The sequence below is a fragment of the Paraburkholderia rhynchosiae genome (assembly GCF_002879865.1).
In the GTDB taxonomy this organism is placed as follows: Bacteria; Pseudomonadota; Gammaproteobacteria; order Burkholderiales; family Burkholderiaceae; genus Paraburkholderia; species Paraburkholderia rhynchosiae.
The window spans coordinates 25,891-48,966 of the sequence record NZ_PNXY01000022.1; the positions used below are offsets into that span (position 1 = coordinate 25,891).

The following is a 23,076-nucleotide window of genomic DNA, read 5'->3' on the forward strand; positions in this document are numbered from 1 at the left end:
ACCCAGCATGACCACAGCCAAACCGGACCTGCTTTCACTCGCGTCGCGCTTCGCGCTGTTGCCCGACGCGCAACGCAAGGCCTTTCTGACGAAGCTCGACGCGGCCGGCATCGACTTTCGCGTGCTGCCCATTGCGCCGCGTACCGACCGCACCGCCAGCGTGCCCGCTTCGTTCGCGCAAACGCGTCTCTGGTTGCATGCGCGCATGATCGACGAACCCGCGGCGTATCACATCACCGAGCGTCTGCGGCTCGAGGGCGCGTTGGACGAAAACGCACTGCGTCTTTCGTGCGATGCACTGATCGCGCGGCACGAAGCATTGCGCACGACCTTCACCGAAAGCGCGGACGGCGTGTTGCAGACCGTGCATGCGCCGTCGCGTTGCCCATGGCATGCGAGCGACGTAAGCACGTTGCCTGCGGCTGAGCGACAAACTCGCGCGGCGGCGATCGCGCAAGCGGACGAAGCGCAGGCGTTCGATCTATCGCTTGGACCGTTGATGCGCGCGCATCTGATCCGTGTCGACGGGACCACACATTGGCTCGCGTTGACGACGCATCACATCGTGTCGGATGGCTGGTCGGGGGACGTGGTGCTGGGCGAGCTTGCATCGTTCTATCGCGCGTATGCGAAAAGCGAAGCTGTGTCGCTCGCGCCGCTGCCGATCCAGTACGCCGATTTTGCGCTGTGGCAGCGGCGCTGGCTCGATGCCGGTGAGCGCGAGCATCAGCTCGAATTCTGGCGAACGCGACTCGACGCGAATCGCGACGTGCTGATGCTGCCAGGTGCGGCGCCGCGTCCGGCGCAGCGCAGTGCACGCGGCGCGCGGCATCGCTTTGTTATCGATGCAACGCTCGCGCTGCAGGTCAAGTCGCTCGCGAATGCGCAGCGCGCGACGCCGTTCGCGGTGCTGATCGCAGCGCTCAATGCGTTGCTCGCGCGTGCGTCGGGCGAAACGCAGATACGGATCGGCGTGCCCGCTGCGAATCGCGAGCGAGGCGAGGTGGCCGGTCTCGTCGGCTTCTTCGTGAACACGCTGACACTTGCCACGCCTGTTCCCGCGACGCAACCGTTCGCCGCGCTTGTCGGCGCGACACAGCGAACGCTCGTCGATGCGCAATCGCATCAGGACGTGCCTTTCGAACAAGTGGTCGAAGCGCTCGGCGTGGTGCGCAGCGCGAGCCATCATCCATTGTTTCAGGTGATGGCCGCCTATGGCGCGCGTCGCCGTTTGCCCTCGCTGGCGGGGGTGCGTGTAACCGAACTGCCTTCGGGGGCGCCGTTCGCGAAGTTCGACCTGACGCTGACTTTCGAGGAGCGCGACGACGGCTCTATCGACGCCTTTCTGATCTATGCGCTCGATCTGTTCGACGCCGATGCAGTCGAGCGTCTTGCCGCGCGATACATCGAGTTGCTGACTCATGCGACGCAAGCGCCCGCGACCGAAGTCGGCGATCTGCGATGGCTGCCGCATGCCGAGCGCGCGCAACTGGATGCCTGGAACAACACGGCGCGCGAGGACGAAGCGCAATTCAGGCCGGTTCATCAGCGCGTGGCCGATCATGCGAAGGCCCGGCCGGACGCGCGTGGCGTTGCGGATTTGAATCGCTCGCTGACGCGCGGTGAAGTGGACGCACTCGCCGCGCGCCTGGCGCGGCGGCTCGTGGCGGCGGGCGTGAACGCAGAGATGCGAGTCGGCGTTGCGCTGAGCCGCTCCGTCGATCTGCTTGTTGGGCTGATTGCTGCGCTGAAATCCGGTGGCGCGTTTGTGCCACTGGACCCGAGTCATCCGCGTGAACGTCTCGCGCAGATTCTGGACGATGCGCAAATCACGCATGTCATCACCGAACACGCGAACCTGGTGGCGCTGCCCAGGTCGGACCGTTTGCGCCTCTGGCTGATCGACGACGAAACGCAATTCGACGATACGTCCGCGACTTCCGTCGAATTGCCGGTCGTGTCGCCGCATCAGGCGGCTTATGTGATCTACACGTCAGGGTCCACCGGCAAGCCGAAAGGCGTCGTGGTGGATCATGGTTCTTTTGCATTGCACTGCGCGGCGATTGCCGAGCGCTACGGCGCGGGCAAGAAGGACGTGTTCCTGCTGTTCCAGTCGGTCAATTTCGACGGTGCGCACGAGGGCTGGTTTTCGCAGTACATGTCCGGCGCGGCGGTGGCGATCACCGCCGACACGTTGTGGCCGCCCGCGCAAACCTGCCGGATGATGGAGCGCGAAGGCGTGACGATGACCTACGTGCCGCCCGGTTGCGCGACGCAGCTTGCCGAATGGGCGCTCGCGCATGGTGCGCCGCCAAGTTTGCGGTCATTGACCGTGGGCGGAGAAGCAACCTCGCGTGAAGCGTTTTCGCTGATGCGCAGGGCGTTTCCGAACGCGCGCATCGTCAACGGTTATGGGCCGACTGAAACCGTGATTACGCCGATGCTCTGGATGTTCAATCCAACCGACGACCCCGCGAAGTTCGCGGATAGTGCTTATTTGCCGATTGGCACGCTGGTCGGCGCGCGCTCTGCGCACGTGCTCGATGCACGCTTGAATCCGTTGCCCGTGGGTGTGATCGGCGAGCTATACCTGGGCGGCGAAGGCGTGGGTGTCGCACGAGGTTATCTCGACAGGCCGGCGCTTACCGCCGAACGCTTTGTGCCCGATCCGTTCGGACCGCCTGGCGCGCGGCTTTATCGCACTGGCGATCTCGTCAAACGACGCGCGGATGGCGTGTTCGATTTTATTGGCCGCGTCGATCACCAGGTGAAGCTGCGTGGCCTGCGTATCGAGTTGGGAGAGATCGAAGCGCAACTCGCCGCGCATGATGATGTACGCGAAGCAGTCGCGGTGATCAACGGGACTGGCGCACATGCGGCGCTCGTCGCCTATGTCGAATTGAATGCGGAGGCGCGCGAGCGCAAGACACGCGCGGACGCCGCCGCACTCGATGCGCATTTGCGTCACACATTGCCTGATTACATGGTGCCGGCGCATATCATCGTGCTCGATGCATTGCCGCGCAATGCGAACAGCAAGGTGGATCGCGCGGCGTTGCCCGAACCGCAGCGTGTTGCGCGAGTTTACGAGGCGCCGGCGCCCGGGGTCGAGACGGCGGTCGCGCAAATCTTCTGCGAGGTGTTAGGCGTGGATCGCGTTGGCCGTGGCGATCATTTCTTCGAACTCGGCGGACATTCTCTCGCCGCGGTTCGTGTGGTGACACGCGTGGCCGAACGGCTCGCGCATGACGTGCCGGTGCGTACGCTGTTCGAAGCGCCGACGCTTGCGCAATACGCGCAGCGCGTGCGGGCATCGGCGCGTAGCGGTGCCCTAACCGATGGCAACGACACGTCGGATCGTAACTCGGCCAATTGCATGCGACCCGACGCGAATGGCGTGATGCCGCTCTCCGCCGCGCAGTTGAGCTTGTGGTTCCTGTGGCGCTCGCAACCGGATAGCGCCGCGTACAACATTCCTGTTGCATTGCGTCTGCGTGGGCCGCTCGATGTCGGTGCGCTGCGCGAAGCATTTGCGCAAGCGGCAGCGCGGCATCCCGCATTACGTACCCGGCTGCTGGAACGCAGTGGTGAACTGCCCGGCCAACGGGTGATGGAATCCGTGCCATGCGCGATGCCGCTTATCGATCTGTCCGATGAAGCGGAACTTGCAAGCGCGGAAGCCGCTGCTGTCGCACTGACCGATGAAGACGCGCTCACGCCGTTCGATCTGCTCGACGACTCACCGTTCTGGCGTGTGCGTCTATTGCGTCTGGACGAGCAAGATCATGTGCTGTCGATCGTCGTGCATCACATCGTGTCGGATGGTCAATCGATCGACCTGTGGCTCGACGATGTGCGCACCACCTATGTCGCAATTCAGCGCGGCGCTTCGCCGGCGGCTGTGCGCTTGCAATTGCCGTTGCATGGCGAACTCGTGTTGCCGGTTGCGGCGCCGCGAACGCGTCTGTCGTTCTGGCGCGATGCACTGGCCGACACGCCCGCGCAAATGCTGCCCGCGCCGCCTTGCGGACGGTCAGCCGCGCCGAGCTGGAGCGCGGGCCGCGTCGCATTTGAAATCAGTCCCGCGCTCGTGCAGTATGCGCGTTCGATGGCGCTAGAGCGTCACGCCACGTTGCCTATGCTGCTGCACGCCGCGCTCAACGTCGCGCTCTATAGAGCGACGGGCGCCGTCGATCAACCTGTCGGTGTGCTCGCTTCGACGCGCGAGTTGACCGGCGAGGGCGCGCGTCGTGCGCTGGGGCTCTTTATCAATGCGGTGGTCGTGCGTACGCGGCTCACGAAAACGGACACGCCCGCTGCATTGCTCGCCCACGTCCGCGATGCCGCGCTCGCCGCTTACGCGCATGCCGACACACCGTTTGCCGACGTGGTAGCGGCGTTGCGCACGCCGCGCACGGAGGCCGGCAATCCGCTTTTCTCCGTGATGTTCAACTACCTTCGACCTGCGGGAACGGCGCAGCGCGATTGGGCCGGTCTCACACTGGACGATTTCAACGACGTGCGGCATCGCGTCGTGTTCGAGCTGGAACTCGATGTGGTCGAACATCACGATGGCCGCGTGACGGCCGCGTTTTCCTACGCGAACGAACTGGTCGACGCCGAGTTCGTCGAGACGCTCAGTGTGGATTATCTGCATATCGTGCAGCAGTTCGTCGACATGCCGCATGAGCGATTGGGTGCATCGCCGGCACCTTTCGCAGTCGATGCACAGCGTGCAGCCGCCGACGCAAAAACCACTGCCGGATCGAACCACGAAGCCGTGAATAATGCCGGCGCGCTCGAACGCGTGTGGAGCGGTCTATTCGAAGGCAATACGCCGGCGCAACACGACGATCTCTTCGAAGCGGGCGCGAGTTCGTTCGACGTCGTGCGTTTTGTGGATGCCGCGCAAGCGGCCGGTTACGCGTTGTCGATTGCGGACGTTTTCGCTGCGCCGACTTTTGCGCAACTGGGGGCACGGATCGCCGCGCGTGAATCGGCGGTTACCGGGTTGCGCGATGCCGGCTGAGAGATGCACGAGCGGTGCAAGTGCAGCGCACCGCAGCGCCATCATGCAAAAAAAGCCCGTTAAAAACTGCTTTAAATCAGCGAACAACATTTTTTCGCGGCCGCGCGTTGAGTGCGCCGTCTCATACCGATAAGGACCTGCGATATGCATAGAGACCCCGTATTTGATCTGATCGGCATCGGCTTCGGACCGTCCAATCTCGCACTTGCCGTGCGCCTCGCTGAAGAAGCCGGAGTGCACAACCTCGCCCATTGCTTCATCGAGCGCCAAGCGGAATTCGGCTGGCATCGCGGCATGCTGCTCGACGATTGCCGGATGCAGATTTCGTTTCTGAAGGATCTGGTGACACTGCGCGATCCGAAGAGCCGGTTCACCTTCATCAACTATCTGTTCGAGCGTGGACGTCTGGCGGATTTCGTCAATCTGAAGAGCTTTTACCCGACGCGCGTGGAGTTCCACGACTACCTGAGCTGGGTAGCGTCCTCTTTCGACGACCGTGTGAACTACGGTCAAACGGTGATCGGCATCGAGGCGGTGAAGGGCGGCGACAACGCGAGCGGCGTTGAAGCGCTGCGCGTATTTTCGCGCGACGCCGAAGGCCACGAATGGCAGCGTGTGACGCGTGCGCTGTCGGTCGGCGTCGGCGGCGGTGCTCAGATTCCGGAAGCGTTCGCCGCGCTCGGCTCGCACAATATTGTGCACTCGTCGCAGTACCTCACGTCGATTGATCGTGTGGCCGGGCCGGCGAACGGTCAGCGCAAACGCATTGCGGTGATAGGCGCGGGACAAAGCGCGGCGGAAGTGTTCGCCGACTTGACGCGCCGCTATCCGCATGTGGATGCAAGCCTCGTGATTCGTTCGAGCGCGCTCAAGCCCGCCGACGACAGCCCGTTCGTTAACGAGATTTTCAATCCGGCGTTCACCGACATTGTCTTTGCGCAGCCGCGCGACGGCCGTCGTTCGTTGATCGAACGCTTTCGCGACACGAACTATGCGGTGGTCGATAGGCCGCTGATCGAGCAGATCTACGAGATGCTTTACCTGCAGAACGTGTCGTCGGAACCGCGGCATCGGCTGCTGGCGAATACCGCGATTGAAACGGCGGCGCGCACGGCAAGCGGACAGATCGAACTCACGCTGCGCGACCGGCTGAACGGCCGCGCTCGCTCCGAACAATTCGATGCGCTCGTGCTGGCCACCGGCTATCGCCGCGATACGCATCTGGACTTGCTGAATGATCTCGCCCCGCATCTCGGCGATGCGCCCGAGCAAGGCAACGTGGAGCGCGATTACCGTCTCACTACGCCGGAGAACTTTAAACCGCGTATTTATCTGCAAGGCTGCTGTGAGGATAGCCACGGTCTTTCGGACACGCTGCTGTCGGTTCTCGCACTGCGCTCGGATGAAATCGTCGCTTCGCTTGCGAGTCAATCGTCGCTGGAGCGGTCGGGGAACCGAACAGCAGAGACGCGTGACGATACGGCAAAAGCGGGCAGCATGGCTTTCGCTCTTTGATGATCCGTCGCAGATGCGACCACACGAACTAGAGGAGGCGAGTATGCCGAAGAAGAAACTCGTTTATATCTGGTCGCTGAGAAACGCCGCCGCCGACAAGGCGGGTCAGGACATTGCGTACAAGAGCGGCACGCGTTACATGAAGTCGGTGCTGGAATCGCTTGTCGAGGCGCTCAATGAAACAAGCCTTGGCGACCAGTATTCGCTCGAAAAAGTGATCTACGACGACGATGCGGGCTCCGCACGGGATTGCGAGAAGCTCGGCGAATACGGCTTTGCGTATGAGCGGGGCAAGCGCTGGTTCTATCCGCCTGGGTTGCGCGTGCAGGGCAAGCTCGTCAACGATCTACTGCTCGCCATTCCGTCGACATATCGGCGGGAGCCGTTGGTCGCGCCAGGGCGTGCTGCGGGCAAGAGCGGTTTCGAAAAGCACTTGCTCGATACGCTGATCGAATTGAAAGCCGACATTGTCGTGCTCGACGGTTTGCTGATCATTCTCGATGAACTCGTTCGGCCTGGTGCGCCGTTCTATCGGAAGATCGTGAACATTCATCCGGGCGTGACGCGAGCCGAATCGCCGTATGAGCGACGCGGCGCGTATGCGACGCTGGATGCGCTTTACGGCGCGCGTGGCAGAAAAGTGCTCAACTGGAAAACCATGGAGACCGTGGCTGTCGAGCCGCTGCATCTGACGGGGGCGTCGTTTCATTACGTCGACAACGGCATCGATTCCGGCGAAGTGATTTTCGATGTGCTGAACACGGAAATCGACAAGGACGACACGATTCTCGAGTTGCGCTGGAATAATTTCAATCGCAGTCTTTTCCCTGCCTTGCATGAAGGGCTCGCGATCATGGCCGGGCAGACAATGCAGATGGAAGTGTAGCGTTTTGTCAGCGGCGCACACGCGATTCAACAGGAATCGCAATGCGCCTCATGCTGCGCTACATGCATTCAATCATTACACTCGTTGCGCAAATTCCCGCGATGCTCGGAGCGCCTGAGCCAGGCGCTCCTCCTTCGACAAATACCTAGAATTGCAAAGTAGCGCTGGCTACCGCGGTGCGGGTCGGCGACGGTGCAACGTAATAGCCCCATGCAGTCGTCCAGTAGCGGCGGTTGAAGAGGTTGTTGATGCCCGCGCGGAACGTCACGTCCTTGCCCGCGATCTTCGTTTCATAACGGCCGCTCAAATCGTAGGTCACATACGCCGGCACGAATTGGGTGTTGGCTGCGTCGACTGCCTGGTTGCTCACATATTTGCCGCCGAATGCCAGCGTCAACGGACGCAGATAGGACGGGTTGTATTCGACGCGGCCCGTCACCGTGAAGCGCGGTGCGCCATATATGCGCTTGCCTTCGACGGAGGCATCGTCCACATCGACGGCCTTCGTGTTCAGCCACATCACGCCGCCGAGTACACGCCATTCGCTCGTGAGCGCGAGCCAGCCGCTTGCATCGACGCCGGTATAACGCTTGGTGCCGTCCTGCACGAAAATGTTCGCGGAGTTCGTGTAGTTGTAGCCCTGATCCACGCGGAACAGCGCGAGGTTGGCGCCCCACTTGCTATGGTCTGTTTTGAAGCCGATTTCATACTGCTTGCTCTTTAGCGGACCGAACGTTTCCGGGTAATTCAGATTGGTATTCGACGCCGCGCCGCCTTGCTCCAGCGATTCCACATAACTCGCGTACAGCGTGGAATACGGGTCCGTCTTGAACATCAGCGCGAAAGTCGGCGTGACCGGGTCCGCGCTGTATTGCGACGACACCGCGCCCGACGGGTCGTACACGTGCTGGCGATATTGCGTATAGCGCAGGCCGACGAGCGCGGAAAGACGCGACGTAAGCTGTACCGTGTCGCTCGCGTACACGGCGGCTTGCGTCGTGCGCTGCTGACGGTACAGCTCGGAGCCGATGCTCACTTCATCATTGGTCAGCAAGGTGCTGCTATACAGATTACCGTTGCCGAGGAAGTAGCCGTTGTTCCAGCCTTCGCTGTTGCTGTATTCGCTGGTCTGCGTGGAGAAGCCGGCGCCGACCACCACGTCGTGCTTGATGCTGCCGGTGCTGAATTTGCCGTGCACCATTGCGTCGACGTTCTGATAGAAGTAGCGCGTCATGGCCGCGTAGAGCGTGTTGGAGTAGTTGCCCGCGTCGTCGGTGACAAACAGCATGCTGTCCGAATTCGTGCGGTTTTCTTTCGCGAAACGGTACTTCACACTCGCATGCCAGTTCTCGGAAAGCCGGTAGTCGAGGCCCGTGCCGAACGAGGCCATCTCCGTCTGATAGTAGTTTTGTGGCTGGGTCAGCGCATGCGTGACGGTGCTTGCGTCGGGAATGCCGAGTCCCGAGCCGAACATCATGCCGAAGAGCGTGCCGTTGGTCTTGCGCTTCTGATAGAACGCGTCGACGCTCCACGTGAGGTCCGGTGTGATGCGGAAGTCGAACGCGAGCGACGCGACCTGGCGGCGCACATGTCCGTTCTGCTCGGCCGTGTTGCCGTCTTCGTTGACGAGATTCAGGCGGTAGCCGAGCCGGTTGTCGTTGCCGAAGCGGCCGCCCAGATCCACGGCCTCGCTGAACACGCCGGCCGATTTATAGCCGGCGGTGATGCTGCGATACGGCGTGTCGGTGGGGCGCTTCAAAACATAGTTGACGATGCCGCCCGGCGCGCCGAAGCCATACATGAAGCCCGACAGGCCCTTAAGCAATTCGACCTGCTCGAACGGCTCGAGCGAGAGGTCGGTGTCCCACGACGGGAAACTCTGGCCGTCCACCTTGATGCCGTTCAGCGTGTCGATCGGCATGCCGCGCACCGTGAACATCGAGTTTTCGCTGACCGAGTTTTCGCTGATCACGGACACGGCCGGGTCGTACTTGAACAGATCGTTCGACGTGGTGGCGAACAGATCCTGGCCTTCCTCGCTCGTCACGGTTCGCGTGGAGAACGGCGTGTCCACCTGCTTGCGCGTGCCGAGTGCGCCCGCGCTGACCGTGTCGGCCTGCGCGACGGGCGCGTCTTTCGACGCGGACACGCTCACGGCCGGCAGGGTGGCCGTGGCGTCGCTTGCGGCGACCTGCGCCCATCCGGACGACGAAAGCGTCGAAAGCGACAGACCGACGCTAACCAGAAGCCCCGCGCTGAGCAGCGATGGAGTACGGCGGTGGCCGCGCGCGAACGGCGGGCGGCTGGCGACAAATGATTTCTGCATGTTCTTTGAATTGGGCAGGTTGGCGCCGACGCGCATCAACGGTGTGCGCAACGGCAACGGGCGAGCGAGTGGTTGTCAAACGAGGGTGAAACGGGTGGTTTCACACGAATGGTAATGCATATGATTCGCATTCACAATACGGCAGAGCCACGAGTCATCTATAAGACACATGTATTCAGACATTGGCGAAATCGCGGAAAGCCTTGTCGGACGGGAATCCGGACAGTTCCGCAGGGTTGCTCGGCATGTTTGTTTAGCAGCGGCCGGAGAAAAACCCGCATATACTCACGGTCGGGCCGTAAAAAGTAGTGCCGTGGGTCGCGCTGCGTTTTGCCGCTTCGTCGCAAATCGCTGGCTCAGCGCTCTCCACGCTCTGTCTTCCACTTCACCTAGCAAAAGCATCAAACATGTCCACACCGCCGAAGATCATCTACACCCTGACCGACGAAGCGCCTGCTCTGGCGACTTATTCGCTGCTGCCGATCGTCAAGGCGTTCACGCGCTCGTCCGACGTGATCGTTGAAACGCGCGATATCTCGCTTGCTGGCCGGATCATCGCTGCATTTCCGGACTACCTGACCGCGGAACAGAAGGGTTCCGACGATCTGGCGGAGCTCGGTGGGCTGACTACGCGTCCCGAAGCGAATATCGTCAAGCTGCCGAACATCAGCGCTTCAGTGCCGCAACTGAAGGCCGCAATCACCGAATTGCGCGACCAGGGCTACAAGCTGCCGCCTTATCCGGACGTCGCCACGACGGACGCGGACAAAGACGTCAAGGCACGCTACGACAAGATCAAGGGCAGCGCGGTCAACCCGGTGCTGCGTGAAGGCAACTCTGACCGCCGCGCGCCGCTGTCGGTCAAGAACTATGCGCGCAAGCATCCGCACAAGATGGGCGCGTGGGCCGCGGACTCGAAGTCGCATGTGGCGCACATGAGCGGTGGCGATTTCTACGGCAGCGAAAAATCGGCGCTGATCGCAGCGGCCGGTGCGGTGAAGATCGAACTGACGGCGGCCGACGGCACGAAGACGGTCCTGAAGGAAAAGACGGCGGTGCAGGCGGGCGAGATCATCGACGCATCGGTGCTGAGCAAGAACGCGCTGCGCAGCTTTATCGAAGCCGAAATCGCCGATGCGAAGGCGAAGGGCGTGCTGTTCTCGGTGCACCTGAAAGCCACGATGATGAAGGTGTCCGATCCGATCATCTTCGGTCACGTGGTGTCGGTGTTCTACAAGGACGTGCTGACCAAGCACGCTGACGCGCTGGCGCAGGCCGGCTTCAACCCGAACAACGGTATCGGCGATCTGTATGCGCGCCTGAAGGACCTGCCGGCTGAAACGCGCGAAGCGATTGAAGCCGACATCAAGGCTCAATACGAACAGCGTCCGCAACTGGCCATGGTCAACTCGGACAAGGGCATTACCAGCCTGCACGTGCCGAGCGACGTGATCGTCGACGCGTCCATGCCGGCCATGATTCGCGAATCGGGCAAGATGTGGGGCGCGGACGGCGCACTGCACGACGCGAAGGCTGTGATTCCGGACCGTTGCTATGCGGGTGTGTACCAGGCTGTGATCGAAGACTGCAAGAAGAATGGCGCGTTCGATCCGGTCACGATGGGCACGGTGCCGAACGTCGGCCTGATGGCGCAAGCCGCCGAAGAGTACGGTTCACACGACAAGACGTTCCAGATTCCGGCAAACGGGGTGGTCCGCGTGACCGACGCAAGCGGCGCGGTGCTGATCGAGCAAGCGGTGGAAGCGGGCGACATCTGGCGCATGTGCCAGACCAAGGACGCGCCGGTGCAGGACTGGGTCAAGCTCGCGGTGAACCGCGCGCGCGCCACCAGCACGCCGGCCGTGTTCTGGCTGGACGCGGCTCGTGCTCACGACGCGCAGATCATCAAGAAGGTCGAGCAGTACTTGAAGGACCACGACACGAACGGTCTGGACATTCGCATCATGACGCCGGTCGAGGCAACGAAGTTCTCGGTCGAACGCATTCGCGCCGGCAAGGACACAATCTCGGTCACAGGCAATGTGCTGCGCGACTACCTGACCGACCTGTTCCCGATCATGGAACTCGGCACGAGCGCGAAGATGCTGTCCATCGTCCCGCTAATGGCAGGCGGCGGCATGTTCGAAACGGGCGCGGGCGGTTCGGCGCCGAAGCACGTTCAGCAACTGGTCGAAGAAGGTTTCCTGCGTTGGGACTCGCTGGGTGAATTCCTGGCGCTGGCCGCGTCGCTCGAACATCTGAGCAGCGCGTATCACAACCCGAAGGCACAGGTTCTCGCGAAAACGCTGGACCAGGCAACCGGCAAGTTCCTGGACAACGACAAGTCGCCGGCGCGTAAGGTTGGCAGTCTCGACAACCGCGGCAGCCACTTCTATCTCGCGATGTACTGGGCCGAAGCATTGGCCGCGCAAACGGAAGACGCCGCGTTGCAGACGCAGTTCGCCGGTGTGGCGAAGGCAATGGCCGACAGCGAAGCGAAGATCCTCGAAGAATTGCGTGCAGCGCAGGGCAAGCCGGTCGATATCGGCGGTTACTATCGTCCGAATGTCGAACTGACGAGCAAGGCTATGCGCCCGAGCGCCACGCTGAACCGGATCGTGGACTCCATCGCCTGATGTGCTCGGCCTTGTGTGGAGCGGCGCACGAAAGAGCGCGGCTGCGAACGCACTAGCAAAGGCATTAGCAAACGCATTAGCAAACGGACCCAAGGCCGCACAGAAGTAAGCGGTAAGCATGACGATGGCGCTCTCGAGCGCCATCGTCGTTTCTGCGATTACGTGGACGCGCGTCATGCCGTCCATCAAACGTGAACGATTTCCCAGTCGCTCAGTTTTTCCGGAATCTCCAGCGTCGACGTGTCGACTTCGGACAGATGCGGGCAGGTCAAGCCGCGCGCGAGATCGTCGGCCGCTTGTTGCGGGCTCGAAAACTCCCCGAGCGTGTCATTGCCGTAGGTTGCTTCCCAACCGTCTTGGCCCGGCAAAATGTAGAACGCTCCCTGAGTCGATCCAAAGCGAAAGCCTTTCATTTTTAGTCTCCCAATTGCCAATAAAAACCGCGGTGCCGTGGCGGCTTCGTGCGTGGGATTCGGGGACCAGCGAGACAGCGTTTCGTCCCATCCAACCGGCTTCACCACATGAAGCGCCTGCTCTTGTAAAAGAGTCTACGTCAGCAGGCAGCGGCGCAAGCCATTGTTAGACGCTTCGTTTGAGCGAAAAATGTCCTTTAAAAACAGTGAGATGCGAGCTGCGTTTTGCGATGTGCAACGTGGGGCGGCATTGCGAAATGGCGGATTTGTGCCCTGCACCACGATTTTTTACGAAGCAAGGGTGCGTGTCACATCGTGAAATCTTTAGGGTCCCAGAGATACGGCGCTGTATGTGTTCGAGGCACGTCTTCACAAAAGCGCGCGCTGAATAAACGCGAGCATCGCCTGATTGAACAGTGCCGGCCTTTGCAGCGGCGCGAAATGACTGACGCCGGACAGCACGGTCAATTCCGCGCCCGGAATACTGCGCGCGAGATAGTCGGCGTGCTCCGGCTTGATGAACTCGTCATGCTCGCTGTGCACGATCTGAACCGGCACGCGGATGAGCGCCAGATCGTGCGCGGCATAGTTGGGTTCGGTTCGCATCATTTCGCTGACGGCCGCGACGAAAGCATCGAAGTCGTCAGGCGTAGCGGAGATCCGCGCATAGTCTTGCCGATGCCGGCTGAAACAGCGGTCGATAACCGGCGTCCCCATAAACGCCTTCGTGCCGCTCGGGTCCATATTGCAGCCGAAGAAGAACACGCCGGCAACGCGCTCGGGCGCCACGAGGCCCAGCACCATCGCCACGCACGCGCCGTCGCTCCAGCCCACCATCGCGGCACGCTCGAGCGTGAGCGAGTCCATCACCGCGAGCACGTCCGAGGCCATCAGTTCGTACTTGTAGGGTCGTGTGTCCCGCGTGCTTTGGCCGTGGCCGCGGCTGTCGATCGCCACCACCCGATAGCCCGCGTCGAGCAGCGGCGGTATCTGATAACCCCAATTGCCGCTATGACCAAGGCCGCCGTGTAGCAGGACGACCGGGGCGCCGCTGCCGTAAGACGCGTACCAGATTCGCGCGCCTTCGTGCTCCACCCAGCCGGACTCGTTCGACGCGGGCAACGGCGGCGCGCCGTGCGCCTCGAAATGTTCGAGGGTGTCGTCGCGCGGTTCGGTGGAAGAGGTCATGGCCGTTGTCCCATGCAAGGCGGTTGCTATCGGATTCGCTAGGGTGCCAGCCTGGGGGCGCGGAAAGCAACACCCTACGAGATTTTGCCAGCCGGCGGCCCATAGCCCATGGCCCATGCAAGCGCCCGATCGCCCTTCAATCCGCTTCGAGCTTCTCAATCAGCATTGCAACGAAGATCTCCGTGACGGGCGGCAAGGTGCGGCCGCGTTTCTTGATAAGCGCGATGGGACGCGTGAACGCGGGATCGTCGACGGGACGCACCACCAGTTCTGGCTCGGCTCTCACTTCGCGCGCCGACGCCGGCAAGATCGTCACGCCGAGCCCCGCGCGGACCATTGCGACGGCGCTCATCATGTAGGTCGGCTCACAAGCAATCTCCGGCACGCAGCGCGCCTTTGAAAACGCGCTATCGACCACCGCCCGCACACTCGTGCCTTGCGCGGTCAACACGAGCGGCGTGGCGCCGAGATCGGCAAGCGTGATGCGCCGCCGCTTCGCCAGCGGGTGGCGCTTCGGGCAAACAACGACCAGTCGGTCGATGCCCGCATGCAGCATTTCAAGACTTGCATCGTCGAGATCGCCGCCGGTCAGTCCTATGTCGGCCTCTTCATTGCGCACCAGCGTATTGACCATGCTCGCGACCACATCCCGCACCTGAAAGCTCACGCGCGGCACGGCTTTTTTCAGGTTCTGCACGAGTTCGGGCAACGAGCTTGCCGCGAATGTCGGCAGACACGCGATCCGCACGGTGCCGCTTGCGCCGTCGCCGAGTGCGCGAGCATCGATCAGCACCTGCTCCATGTCGTGCAGCGACTTTTGCAAAAGCGGCAGCAGATCGCGACCGGTTGGCGTCAGCGCGACATTGCGGCTGTTGCGGTCGAACAGACGCAGCCCGAGCGTGTCTTCGAGACGCCGGATCTGCACGGTCAACGCCGGTTGCGAAAGATGCAGGCGCGTCGCCGCTTGCGTGAAGCTGCCCGTTTGCGCCACCGCGATAAACGCGCGAATGTCCCGAAGATTCAGATCCATGACGTTCCGTAATTGCTGCGATCAATTCATTTCAATTGATTTATTGCTGCCCAGAACTTACGCTGGATCGCAGTAAAAAACAACATCGGAGACAAGCACATGCTGCCATTGCTGGGGCTGGCTACCATCGTCGTGCTGCTCGGCGCCATTCTGTCGAAACGCATGTCGCCGCTGGTGGCCCTCATCATCGTGCCGATTGCCGCGTCATTGATCGGCGGGTTCGGCTTTCAAACAAGCAAGTTCGTGATCGACGGGCTCAAGGGCCTCGCGCCGGTCGTCGGTATGTTCGTTTTCGCGATTCTCTATTTCGGCACCATCACCGACGCGGGCACGCTCGATCCGATCATCGACCGCATTCTGCGCGCGGTCGGCACTCGGCCCACGCGCATTGTGATGGGTACTACGCTGCTCGCGCTGCTGATTCACCTCGACGGCTCCGGCGCGGTCTGCTTTCTCGTCACGATTCCCGCGATGCTGCCGCTTTACGACCGTCTGAAAATGGACCGGCGCGTGCTGGCCGCGGCTGTTTCGATGGCGGCCGGCATTAACTTCCTGCCATGGACCGGGCCGATGATTCGCGCGTCCGCTTCGCTGCATCTGCCGATTTCTGCGCTGTTCAATCCGCTGATTCCGGTGCAGGCAATCGGCCTCGTCTTCGTGTTCGGCGTCGCATTCTGGCTCGGACGTCGCGAGGAAAAGCGGCTAGGCCTCGGCGCTGGTAGCGGTTCGCTGCCGATGCCTAAGCGCGAACTGACACCTGAAGAACAGGCATTGCGTCGACCCAGGAATTTCTGGTTCAACATTGTGCTCACGCTTGTCGTGCTCGGCACGATGGTCGTGATGGGCGAGAAGATTCCGCCCGCAATCATGTTCATGGTCGGCCTATGCGTCGCGCTGATGGTGAACTATCCGAACGTGGACATGCAGCGCAAACGGATCGACGCGCATGCACGCGCAGCGTTGATGATGGCCGGCATTCTGCTCGCCGCGGGCGTGTTCACCGGCGTCATGCAGGGCAGCGGCATGCTCAAGGCGATGGCGCAAGCAGCGGTCGGCTTCGTGCCGCCCGCGATGGCGAGCCATATTCCCGTCGCGCTCGGCATCATGTCCATGCCGCTTAGCATGCTGTTCGATCCCGACTCGTTTTATTTCGGAGTACTGCCGGTTATCGCCGAAGTGGCCGGGCAGCTCGGGGTGCCCGCGGTGCAAGTCGGCCAGGCCGCGTTGCTCGGCCAGATGACGACGGGCTTTCCGGTCAGCCCGTTGACGCCCGCCACTTTTCTAGTGGTCGGCTTGTGCGGCATCGATCTCGCAGACCATCAGAGATTCACGTTCCCCCTGTTGTTCGGCGCATCGATCGTGATGACGATTGCGTGCGTCGCGTTGGGGATATTTTCACTGTGAGCCTTACCGAAACAGGTGTGAGCAGCATGACAGCCACTCAGCATGGACGCCTTGTGCGAATCGGCGCGGGCGCGGGCTATTCGGGCGACCGTATCGAGCCCGCGGTCGAACTCGCGGAACACGGTGCGCTCGATTACCTCGTGTTCGAATGTCTCGCCGAACGCACCATCGCAATCGCGCAGCAGGCGCGCAGCAAAGACCCCGATCTCGGCTACGACCCGCTCCTCGAAACGCGCATGAAGGCGGTGCTGCCCGCCGCGCTGCGCAACGGCGTGCGCATCATCTCGAACATGGGCGCGGCCAACCCGCTCGCGGCGGCGCGCAAGACGGCGCAGATTGCGCGCGTGCTCGGTCTCGGCGACATCAAGATTGCGGCCATTACCGGCGACGATGTGCTCAACGCCGTGCTTGACGGCGATTTCCATTTCGAGGAATCCGGCGAGCGCGTGGCGGACTATAAGACGCGGCTCGTCTCCGCGAACGCTTATATGGGCGCGAGCGCGATCGTCGACGCGCTCGCAGCCGGCGCGCAGATCATTCTGACGGGGCGCGTGGCCGATCCATCGTTGTTCGTCGCGCCGTTGATCCACGAGTTCGGCTGGCGCATGGACGACTGGCGGACGCTGGGCCAGGCGACCGTGATCGGCCATCTGCTCGAATGCGCGGGGCAGATCACCGGCGGCTATTTCGCGGACCCCGGTTTCAAGGACGTTCCCGCGCTGGCAAGGCTCGGCTTTCCCATCGCGGAAGTCGGGCAGGACGGCGCCGTGGTCATCACCAAGCTCGCGCAAGCTGGCGGACGCGTGACCGAGGCGACGTGTAAGGAGCAACTGCTGTATGAGATCCACGATCCCCGACGTTATTTGCAACCGGACGTGGTCGCTGATTTTTCACAGGTGCGCGTCGAGCAGGAAGCACCGGATCGTGTTCGCGTGACGGGTGGCAACGGCACGCCGCGCACGGGCACGCTCAAGGTCTCCGTCGCGTATTTCGACGGCTATATCGGCGAAGGGCAGATTTCATATGCCGGCCCGGGGGCGCTGACGCGTGCTCGCCTCGCGCTCGACATCGTGCGCGAGCGGCTTGCGCTGACCGGAGTTCAGACGCATGAATTGCGTTTCGATCTGATTGGCGTGAACGCATTGCACGGCGAAACCCTGGCTGCTGATTTTGCCGAGCCGTACGAAGTGCGTGCGCGCGTGGCGGGACGCACGGCATCGTTGAACCAAGCGGTACACATCGGCAATGAAGTCGAGACCTTGTACACGAATGGTCCGGCGGGCGGCGGTGGGGTCACGAAGTCGGCGCGGGAAGTCGTTGCGGTGCAATCGGTCCTTCTGCCGCGCGAGCATGTGACGCCGGCTTTCACCATGGTGGAGGCTTGAAATGAAACTACGCGAGCTTGCTCATTCCCGAACCGGCGACAAAGGCAACACGTTGAACATCTCCGTGATCTGTTACGACGCGCGGCACTACGAGCATTTGCGAGCCGTCCTGACGCCGCAGCGCGTCAAGGCGCATCTTGCGGATGTGGTGCGCGGCAATGTCGTGCGCTATGAATTGCCCGCGATTGCCGCGTTCAACTTCGTACTCGGTGATGCGCTCGGCGGAGGCGTGACGCGCTCGCTCGCGCTCGACGCGCACGGCAAATCGCTGAGTTCCGCGTTCATGGGCCTGGAGATCGAGCCGCCGCCGACGGCCTGACCGTCGACCGTTATTCGCCCGCTTTACTCAACTCGTGCGCGCGACGCAGCCGTTCGCGGCTGTTGCTCAGATGCATGCGCATCGCGGCGCGGGCGTCGTCGGGATCCTGCCGCTCGATCGCCCGATAAATCAATTGATGCTCGTTGAGCACGTTGCGCAAAGTCTCGATCTGATCGAGCTCCGCGATCTCTGCTGAGCCGAGCCGCGTGCGCGGACTCACCGCGCGTCCCAACTGGCTGAGCACGTCGAAAAAATAGCGATTGCCGCTCGCCCGCGCGATCTGCAAATGAAACTCGACATCGTGCGCGAGCGTGTCGGTGCTGCCGCGCTCCAGCTCCAGTTCGAAGCGCTCCAGCGCGGCGCGCATCTGCTTGAGACTCTGCTCGGTGCGCCGCGCGGCTGCGAGCGCTGCCGACGCGGCTTCCACATCGATACGGAATTCGATGATCGCCATCACGTCGAGCATGCTCGACAGATCCGCGGCGGGTAGCTCCATGGCCTTCTCGGGAGCGGGCGCAAGCACGAACGTGCCGATGCCATGGCGGGTTTCCACTACTCTCGCCGCCTGCAGGCGGGAGATTGCTTCGCGCACGACGGAGCGGCTCACCGAGAGCTGCTTCATCATCGCGACTTCGGTCGGTATGCGGTCTCCCGGTCTCAGGACGCCGCGGCGGATTTCGTCGGAAAGGGTGGCCACCACCTTCTCAGTTAGGCTGCTCATTTCTGGGGCTTGTTGGGCTAATCGGCTGAAAACGCGCGCCACGCGGGCGCGCGGGACGTCTGGTGACGTCTGGACATTAGCCATCATAACGTCTGTCGTAAAAAGCCATGGCGGATTCGCTGGCGCGGAGAGTTGTGACTGCCGGGCCGCCCGGCGTTACGGGCTCAATGTGTCATCAGACGTCTTAATTGAACGCGAGGCGGCCCATCTAAAGCTGGTTGGTCGGCGCTTCAGCGCCGCAATGCGCCTAAAGTAGCGGGAAACAAGGGTAAACACCGCATTGGAAACTCCCTTCGAACGACGGTAGACTGTCATCAGACAACATATCTCGTGTGTCCTTACCGTTTATCCTTCGACGACGGACGGTACCCGGCGCACGCGACGTTCGATCAAGGCCGCTCGACGGCCGATACTGGAGACCTCCGTTGAACTCAGCTCTCACCACGGCAATCGATCCGCTAGCATCCGCCGTCTCGAAAGTGAAGCGGCACGTGCTGCCGCTTTTCCTGATCATGTTTATCGCGAACTACATCGACCGCGTGAACATCGGTTTCGTCAACGCTCATATGAAAACCGATCTCGGCATCGGCGCGGCGGCGTACGGCCTCGGGAGCGGTTTGTTCTTTATCGGCTATGCGCTGTTCGAAGTGCCGTCCAACGTGCTGATGCAGAAGTACGGCGCGCGCGCGTGGCTGACCCGCATCATGGGCACATGGGGTGTCGTGGCCGCGGCCATGGCGTTCGTGTCGAACGAAACGTCGTTCTATGTGCTGCGGTTTCTGCTTGGCGTCGCCGAGGCCGGTTTCTTCCCGGGCGTGGTGTTCTACTTCACGCAATGGCTGCCGCAGAAAGAACGCGGCAAGGCCGTGGCGATTTTCCTCTCGGGCTCGGCAATCGCGTCGGTCGTGTCCGGGCCGATCACCGGCAGCCTGCTGTCCGTTCGCGGACTCGGCCTGCACGGCTGGCAATGGATGTTTCTGATCGAAGGCGGCTTTTCGATTGTGCTGTGCGCGGTGAGCTGGATCTTCCTGAAGTCGCGCATTAGCGACGCAACCTGGCTGACCACGGAAGAGCAGCGCATTCTCGAAAGCTCGATCGCTGCGGAGCAGGCCGAGCGCGTGGCGCATGGCGGCGCGCATGTGCCGGCCATCAAATTGTTGAAGGACCCGCAAATCGCGCTGTTCTGCTTTCTCTACTTCGCGATCCAGTTGACGATTTACGCGGCCACGTTCTGGCTGCCGACGATCATCCGCAAGATCGGCGGCCTCTCCGATTTCGAAGTCGGCATGCTCAATGCGATTCCGTGGCTCATCGCAATGGTCGCAATGTACTGCTTCGCGTTACTCTCGGCAAAATGGCGTTTCCAGCAGGCTTGGCTCGCTGTGGCGCTCGTGATCGCGGCGTGCGGCCTGTTTGCGTCGACGTCGGGTAATCCGGTTCTGTCGTTCGTCGCAATCTGCTTCTCGGCAATTGGATTCAAGGCGGCAGCCTCGCTGTTCTGGCCGATTCCGCAAGGTTATCTGGATGCACGCGTGGCCGCGGCGGTGATCGCGCTGATCAATTCCATCGGCAATCTGGGCGGTTTCTTCGCGCCCGCCACCTTCGGCTATTTGCAGCAGCACACCGGTTCGATCACTGGCGGCTTGTACGGTTTGGGCGTGGCCTCGCTGATCGCGGCGGCAGCGGCCTTCCTCGCGCGCAATCGACGCCGCGATGGCAACGTGTTACGCGATCCGCTGCAAGGCGGTGCACACTGAACGCTCGTTTCCATAGCCGCCGCTCATGAGCCATGCGCGCAACAGTTTCCGTCCGGCACAGGTGTTGAGCGCGTTCGCATGACGCGCCGCTCTGCACCGTCCGGCTCACTTACTCACCTGGTCTAGTCCACATGTCCACCAAACCATCTAGTTCGAACGACACGCCCACCGTCACCGAGTTGCGCGTCGTGCCCGTCGCAGGCCGCGACAGCATGTTGATGAATCTGAGCGGCGCACATGGCCCGTTCTTCACGCGCAATGTCGTGATTCTGCGCGACAGCGCCGGTCACATTGGCGTGGGCGAAGTGCCGGGCGGTGAGAATATCCGCAAGACGATCGACGACGCGCGGCCGTTCGTCGTCGGCCAGTCGATTGGTAATTTGCAAGCTATCCTGAACAAAGTGCGCACGCAATTCGCCGACCGCGATGCCGGTGGCCGCGGTCTACAGACGTTCGATCTGCGCACCACGATTCACGCGGTGACCGCGCTCGAAGCCGCCTTGCTCGATCTGCTCGGCCAGCATCTCGGCGTGCCTGTCGCCGCGCTGCTCGGCGAAGGCCAGCAACGCGACGAAGTGGAAATGCTCGGCTACCTGTTCTATATCGGCGATCGCAACAAAACCGATCTGCCGTACGCGAGCGGCGCCGACGGACGCGACGACTGGGACCGCGTGCGCACCGAAGAAGCGCTGACGCCCGAAGCCGTGGTTCGTCTCGCCGAAGCTGCGCAAGCCCGCTATGGCTTCAACGACTTCAAGCTCAAGGGCGGCGTGTTGTCCGGCGACGCTGAAATCGAAGCGGTGACCGCGCTCGCTGAACGATTCCCCAAGGCCCGCGTGACGCTCGATCCGAACGGAGCGTGGTCACTTGCCGAAGCCGTGCGCCTGTGCCGCGACAAGCACGACGTGCTCGCGTATGCGGAAGATCCATGCGGCGCCGAGAACGGCTATTCGGGCCGCGAAGTGATGGCGGAATTCCGCCGCGCGACCGGCTTGCCGACGGCGACCAACATGATCGCGACCGACTGGCGCCAGATGGGCCACGCAATCCAGTTGCAGTCCGTTGATATCCCGCTTGCCGATCCCCACTTCTGGACCATGCAGGGCTCCGTGCGCGTCGCGCAGATGTGCAACGACTGGGGCCTCACGTGGGGCTCGCATTCGAACAATCACTTCGACATCTCGCTTGCGATGTTCACGCAGGTGGCCGCCGCCGCGCCCGGCAAGATCACCGCGATCGACACACACTGGATCTGGCAGGACGGCCAGCGTTTGACGCGCGAACCGTTGCAGATCGTCGGCGGCAAGGTGAAGGTGCCGCAGAAGTCGGGGCTCGGCGTCGAAGTGGATATGGACGAGCTCGAAAAGGCGCACGCGCTGTATCAACAGCACGGTCTCGGCGCACGCGACGACGGCGTCGCGATGCAGTACCTCATTCCCAACTGGAAGTTCGACAACAAGCGCCCGTGCCTCGTGCGCTGAGAGTTGCGATCCAGCCCACCGCGCGCTCATTCACATTTGACGATATTCACGCCACCCACTCATGACTTCACCGCAAGAACTCAAAGCGATCGTATCCGAAGGCCTGTTGTCCTTTCCCGTGACCGACTTCGATGCGAAAGGCGACTTTCGCGCCGACACGTACGCTGAGCGGCTCGAATGGCTCGCTCCTTATGGTGCCACCGCGCTGTTCGCGGCGGGCGGCACGGGCGAATTCTTTTCGCTGACCAAAAGCGACTACACGAACGTGATCCGCACGGCGACCGAAACCTGCAAAGGCAAGGTGCCGATTCTCGCGGGCGCGGGCGGCCCGACGCGCGTCGCAATCGAGTATGCGCAGGAAGCGGCGCGCCTTGGCGCAAGCGGCGTGCTGCTGATGCCGCATTATCTGACCGAGGCTTCGCAGGAAGGCATTGCAGCACACGTCGAACAGGTGTGCAACGCGGTGAAGAACGTCGGCGTGATCGTGTATAACCGCGCAAATTCGAAGCTCAATGCCGATATGCTCGAACGGCTCGCGGATCGCTGCGCAAACCTGATCGGCTTTAAGGACGGCGTGGGCGAAATTGAAGCGATGGTGACGATCCGCCGGCGCCTCGGCGATCGCTTTTCCTATCTCGGCGGTTTGCCGACAGCGGAAGTTTATGCGGCGGCTTATAAGGCGCTGGGCGTGCCGGTGTATTCGTCGGCGGTGTTCAACTTCATTCCGAAGACCGCGATGGCGTTCTATCGCGCGATTGCCGCTGACGATCATGCGACCACGTCGCGTTTGATCGACGAGTTCTTCCTGCCGTATCTGGCGATTCGCAATCGTCGCGCGGGTTACGCGGTGAGTATCGTGAAGGCGGGCGCGAAACTGGTCGGCCGCGATGCGGGTCCGGTGCGCGCGCCGCTGACCGATCTGACCGACGAAGAGTTCACGCAACTCGACGCGCTGATCAGGAAGCTTGGCCCGCAATAAACGCTGC

The 23,076-nt window shown here is 62.1% G+C and carries 15 protein-coding genes; 10 read left to right on the top strand and 5 right to left on the bottom strand.

What is annotated here, in order from left to right:
• Window positions 1-7 precede the first annotated feature (7 nt).
• From C0Z16_RS25800 to C0Z16_RS25810, 3 genes are all read left to right on the top strand, one after another.
• On the top strand, window positions 8-5,029 hold the full coding sequence (locus C0Z16_RS25800; RefSeq protein ID WP_102634897.1) for a non-ribosomal peptide synthetase: 5,022 nt from the start codon (window positions 8-10) through the stop codon (window positions 5,027-5,029).
• A gap of 144 nt (window positions 5,030-5,173) precedes the next feature.
• Window positions 5,174-6,544: a lysine N(6)-hydroxylase/L-ornithine N(5)-oxygenase family protein gene (locus C0Z16_RS25805; protein ID WP_102634898.1), complete on the top strand. Its 1,371-nt coding sequence runs from the start codon at window positions 5,174-5,176 to the stop codon at window positions 6,542-6,544.
• Window positions 6,545-6,587: 43 nt separating this feature from the next.
• Complete coding sequence (locus C0Z16_RS25810; RefSeq protein ID WP_102634899.1) at window positions 6,588-7,430, top strand: N(5)-hydroxyornithine transformylase PvdF; 843 nt, start codon at window positions 6,588-6,590, stop codon at window positions 7,428-7,430.
• 145 nt (window positions 7,431-7,575) lie between these two features.
• Here C0Z16_RS25810 and C0Z16_RS25815 read toward each other — a convergent pair whose 3' ends face one another.
• A complete protein-coding gene (locus tag C0Z16_RS25815; RefSeq protein WP_102634969.1) occupies window positions 7,576-9,756 on the bottom strand; it encodes a TonB-dependent siderophore receptor in 2,181 nt (726 codons plus the stop codon).
• Window positions 9,757-10,163: 407 nt separating this feature from the next.
• Here C0Z16_RS25815 and C0Z16_RS25820 point away from each other — a divergent pair, with 407 nt between their 5' ends.
• The gene (locus tag C0Z16_RS25820) at window positions 10,164-12,392 is read left to right on the top strand and encodes an NADP-dependent isocitrate dehydrogenase (protein ID WP_102634900.1); all 2,229 of its coding nucleotides are present in this window, start codon (window positions 10,164-10,166) and stop codon (window positions 12,390-12,392) included.
• Between the two features lie 185 nt (window positions 12,393-12,577).
• On the opposite strand, the gene C0Z16_RS25825 is transcribed toward C0Z16_RS25820, so the two are convergent.
• From C0Z16_RS25825 to C0Z16_RS25835, 3 genes are all read right to left on the bottom strand, one after another.
• A complete protein-coding gene (locus tag C0Z16_RS25825; RefSeq protein ID WP_102634901.1) occupies window positions 12,578-12,805 on the bottom strand; it encodes a hypothetical protein in 228 nt (75 codons plus the stop codon).
• Window positions 12,806-13,174: 369 nt separating this feature from the next.
• Window positions 13,175-13,993, bottom strand: a complete 819-nt coding sequence (locus C0Z16_RS25830; protein WP_102634902.1) for an alpha/beta fold hydrolase — start codon at window positions 13,991-13,993, stop codon at window positions 13,175-13,177.
• 136 nt (window positions 13,994-14,129) lie between these two features.
• Window positions 14,130-15,023, bottom strand: a complete 894-nt coding sequence (locus tag C0Z16_RS25835; RefSeq protein ID WP_102634903.1) for a LysR family transcriptional regulator — start codon at window positions 15,021-15,023, stop codon at window positions 14,130-14,132.
• A gap of 99 nt (window positions 15,024-15,122) precedes the next feature.
• Here C0Z16_RS25835 and C0Z16_RS25840 point away from each other — a divergent pair, with 99 nt between their 5' ends.
• The 3 genes from C0Z16_RS25840 to C0Z16_RS25850 are packed head-to-tail and all read left to right on the top strand — an operon-like array spanning window position 15,123 to window position 18,131.
• Window positions 15,123-16,427, top strand: a complete 1,305-nt coding sequence (locus C0Z16_RS25840; protein WP_102634904.1) for a CitMHS family transporter — start codon at window positions 15,123-15,125, stop codon at window positions 16,425-16,427.
• 26 nt (window positions 16,428-16,453) lie between these two features.
• The gene (locus C0Z16_RS25845) at window positions 16,454-17,812 is read left to right on the top strand and encodes an acyclic terpene utilization AtuA family protein (protein ID WP_102634970.1); all 1,359 of its coding nucleotides are present in this window, start codon (window positions 16,454-16,456) and stop codon (window positions 17,810-17,812) included.
• A gap of 1 nt (window position 17,813) precedes the next feature.
• The gene (locus tag C0Z16_RS25850; RefSeq protein ID WP_102634905.1) at window positions 17,814-18,131 is read left to right on the top strand and encodes an AtuA-related protein; all 318 of its coding nucleotides are present in this window, start codon (window positions 17,814-17,816) and stop codon (window positions 18,129-18,131) included.
• 10 nt (window positions 18,132-18,141) lie between these two features.
• Here C0Z16_RS25850 and C0Z16_RS25855 read toward each other — a convergent pair whose 3' ends face one another.
• Complete coding sequence (locus C0Z16_RS25855; RefSeq protein ID WP_102634906.1) at window positions 18,142-18,852, bottom strand: FadR/GntR family transcriptional regulator; 711 nt, start codon at window positions 18,850-18,852, stop codon at window positions 18,142-18,144.
• Window positions 18,853-19,277: 425 nt separating this feature from the next.
• On the opposite strand from C0Z16_RS25855, the gene C0Z16_RS25860 reads away from it, so the two are divergent.
• The 3 genes from C0Z16_RS25860 (at window position 19,278) to kdgD (ending at window position 23,069) form a co-directional block, all read left to right on the top strand.
• A complete protein-coding gene (locus C0Z16_RS25860; protein ID WP_102634907.1) occupies window positions 19,278-20,609 on the top strand; it encodes an MFS transporter in 1,332 nt (443 codons plus the stop codon).
• A gap of 131 nt (window positions 20,610-20,740) precedes the next feature.
• Entirely contained in the window at window positions 20,741-22,090 is a 1,350-nt protein-coding gene (gene gudD, locus C0Z16_RS25865; protein WP_102634908.1) for a glucarate dehydratase, read from the top strand.
• Window positions 22,091-22,151: 61 nt separating this feature from the next.
• Window positions 22,152-23,069, top strand: a complete 918-nt coding sequence (gene kdgD / locus C0Z16_RS25870; RefSeq protein WP_102634909.1) for a 5-dehydro-4-deoxyglucarate dehydratase — start codon at window positions 22,152-22,154, stop codon at window positions 23,067-23,069.
• Window positions 23,070-23,076 lie beyond the last annotated feature (7 nt).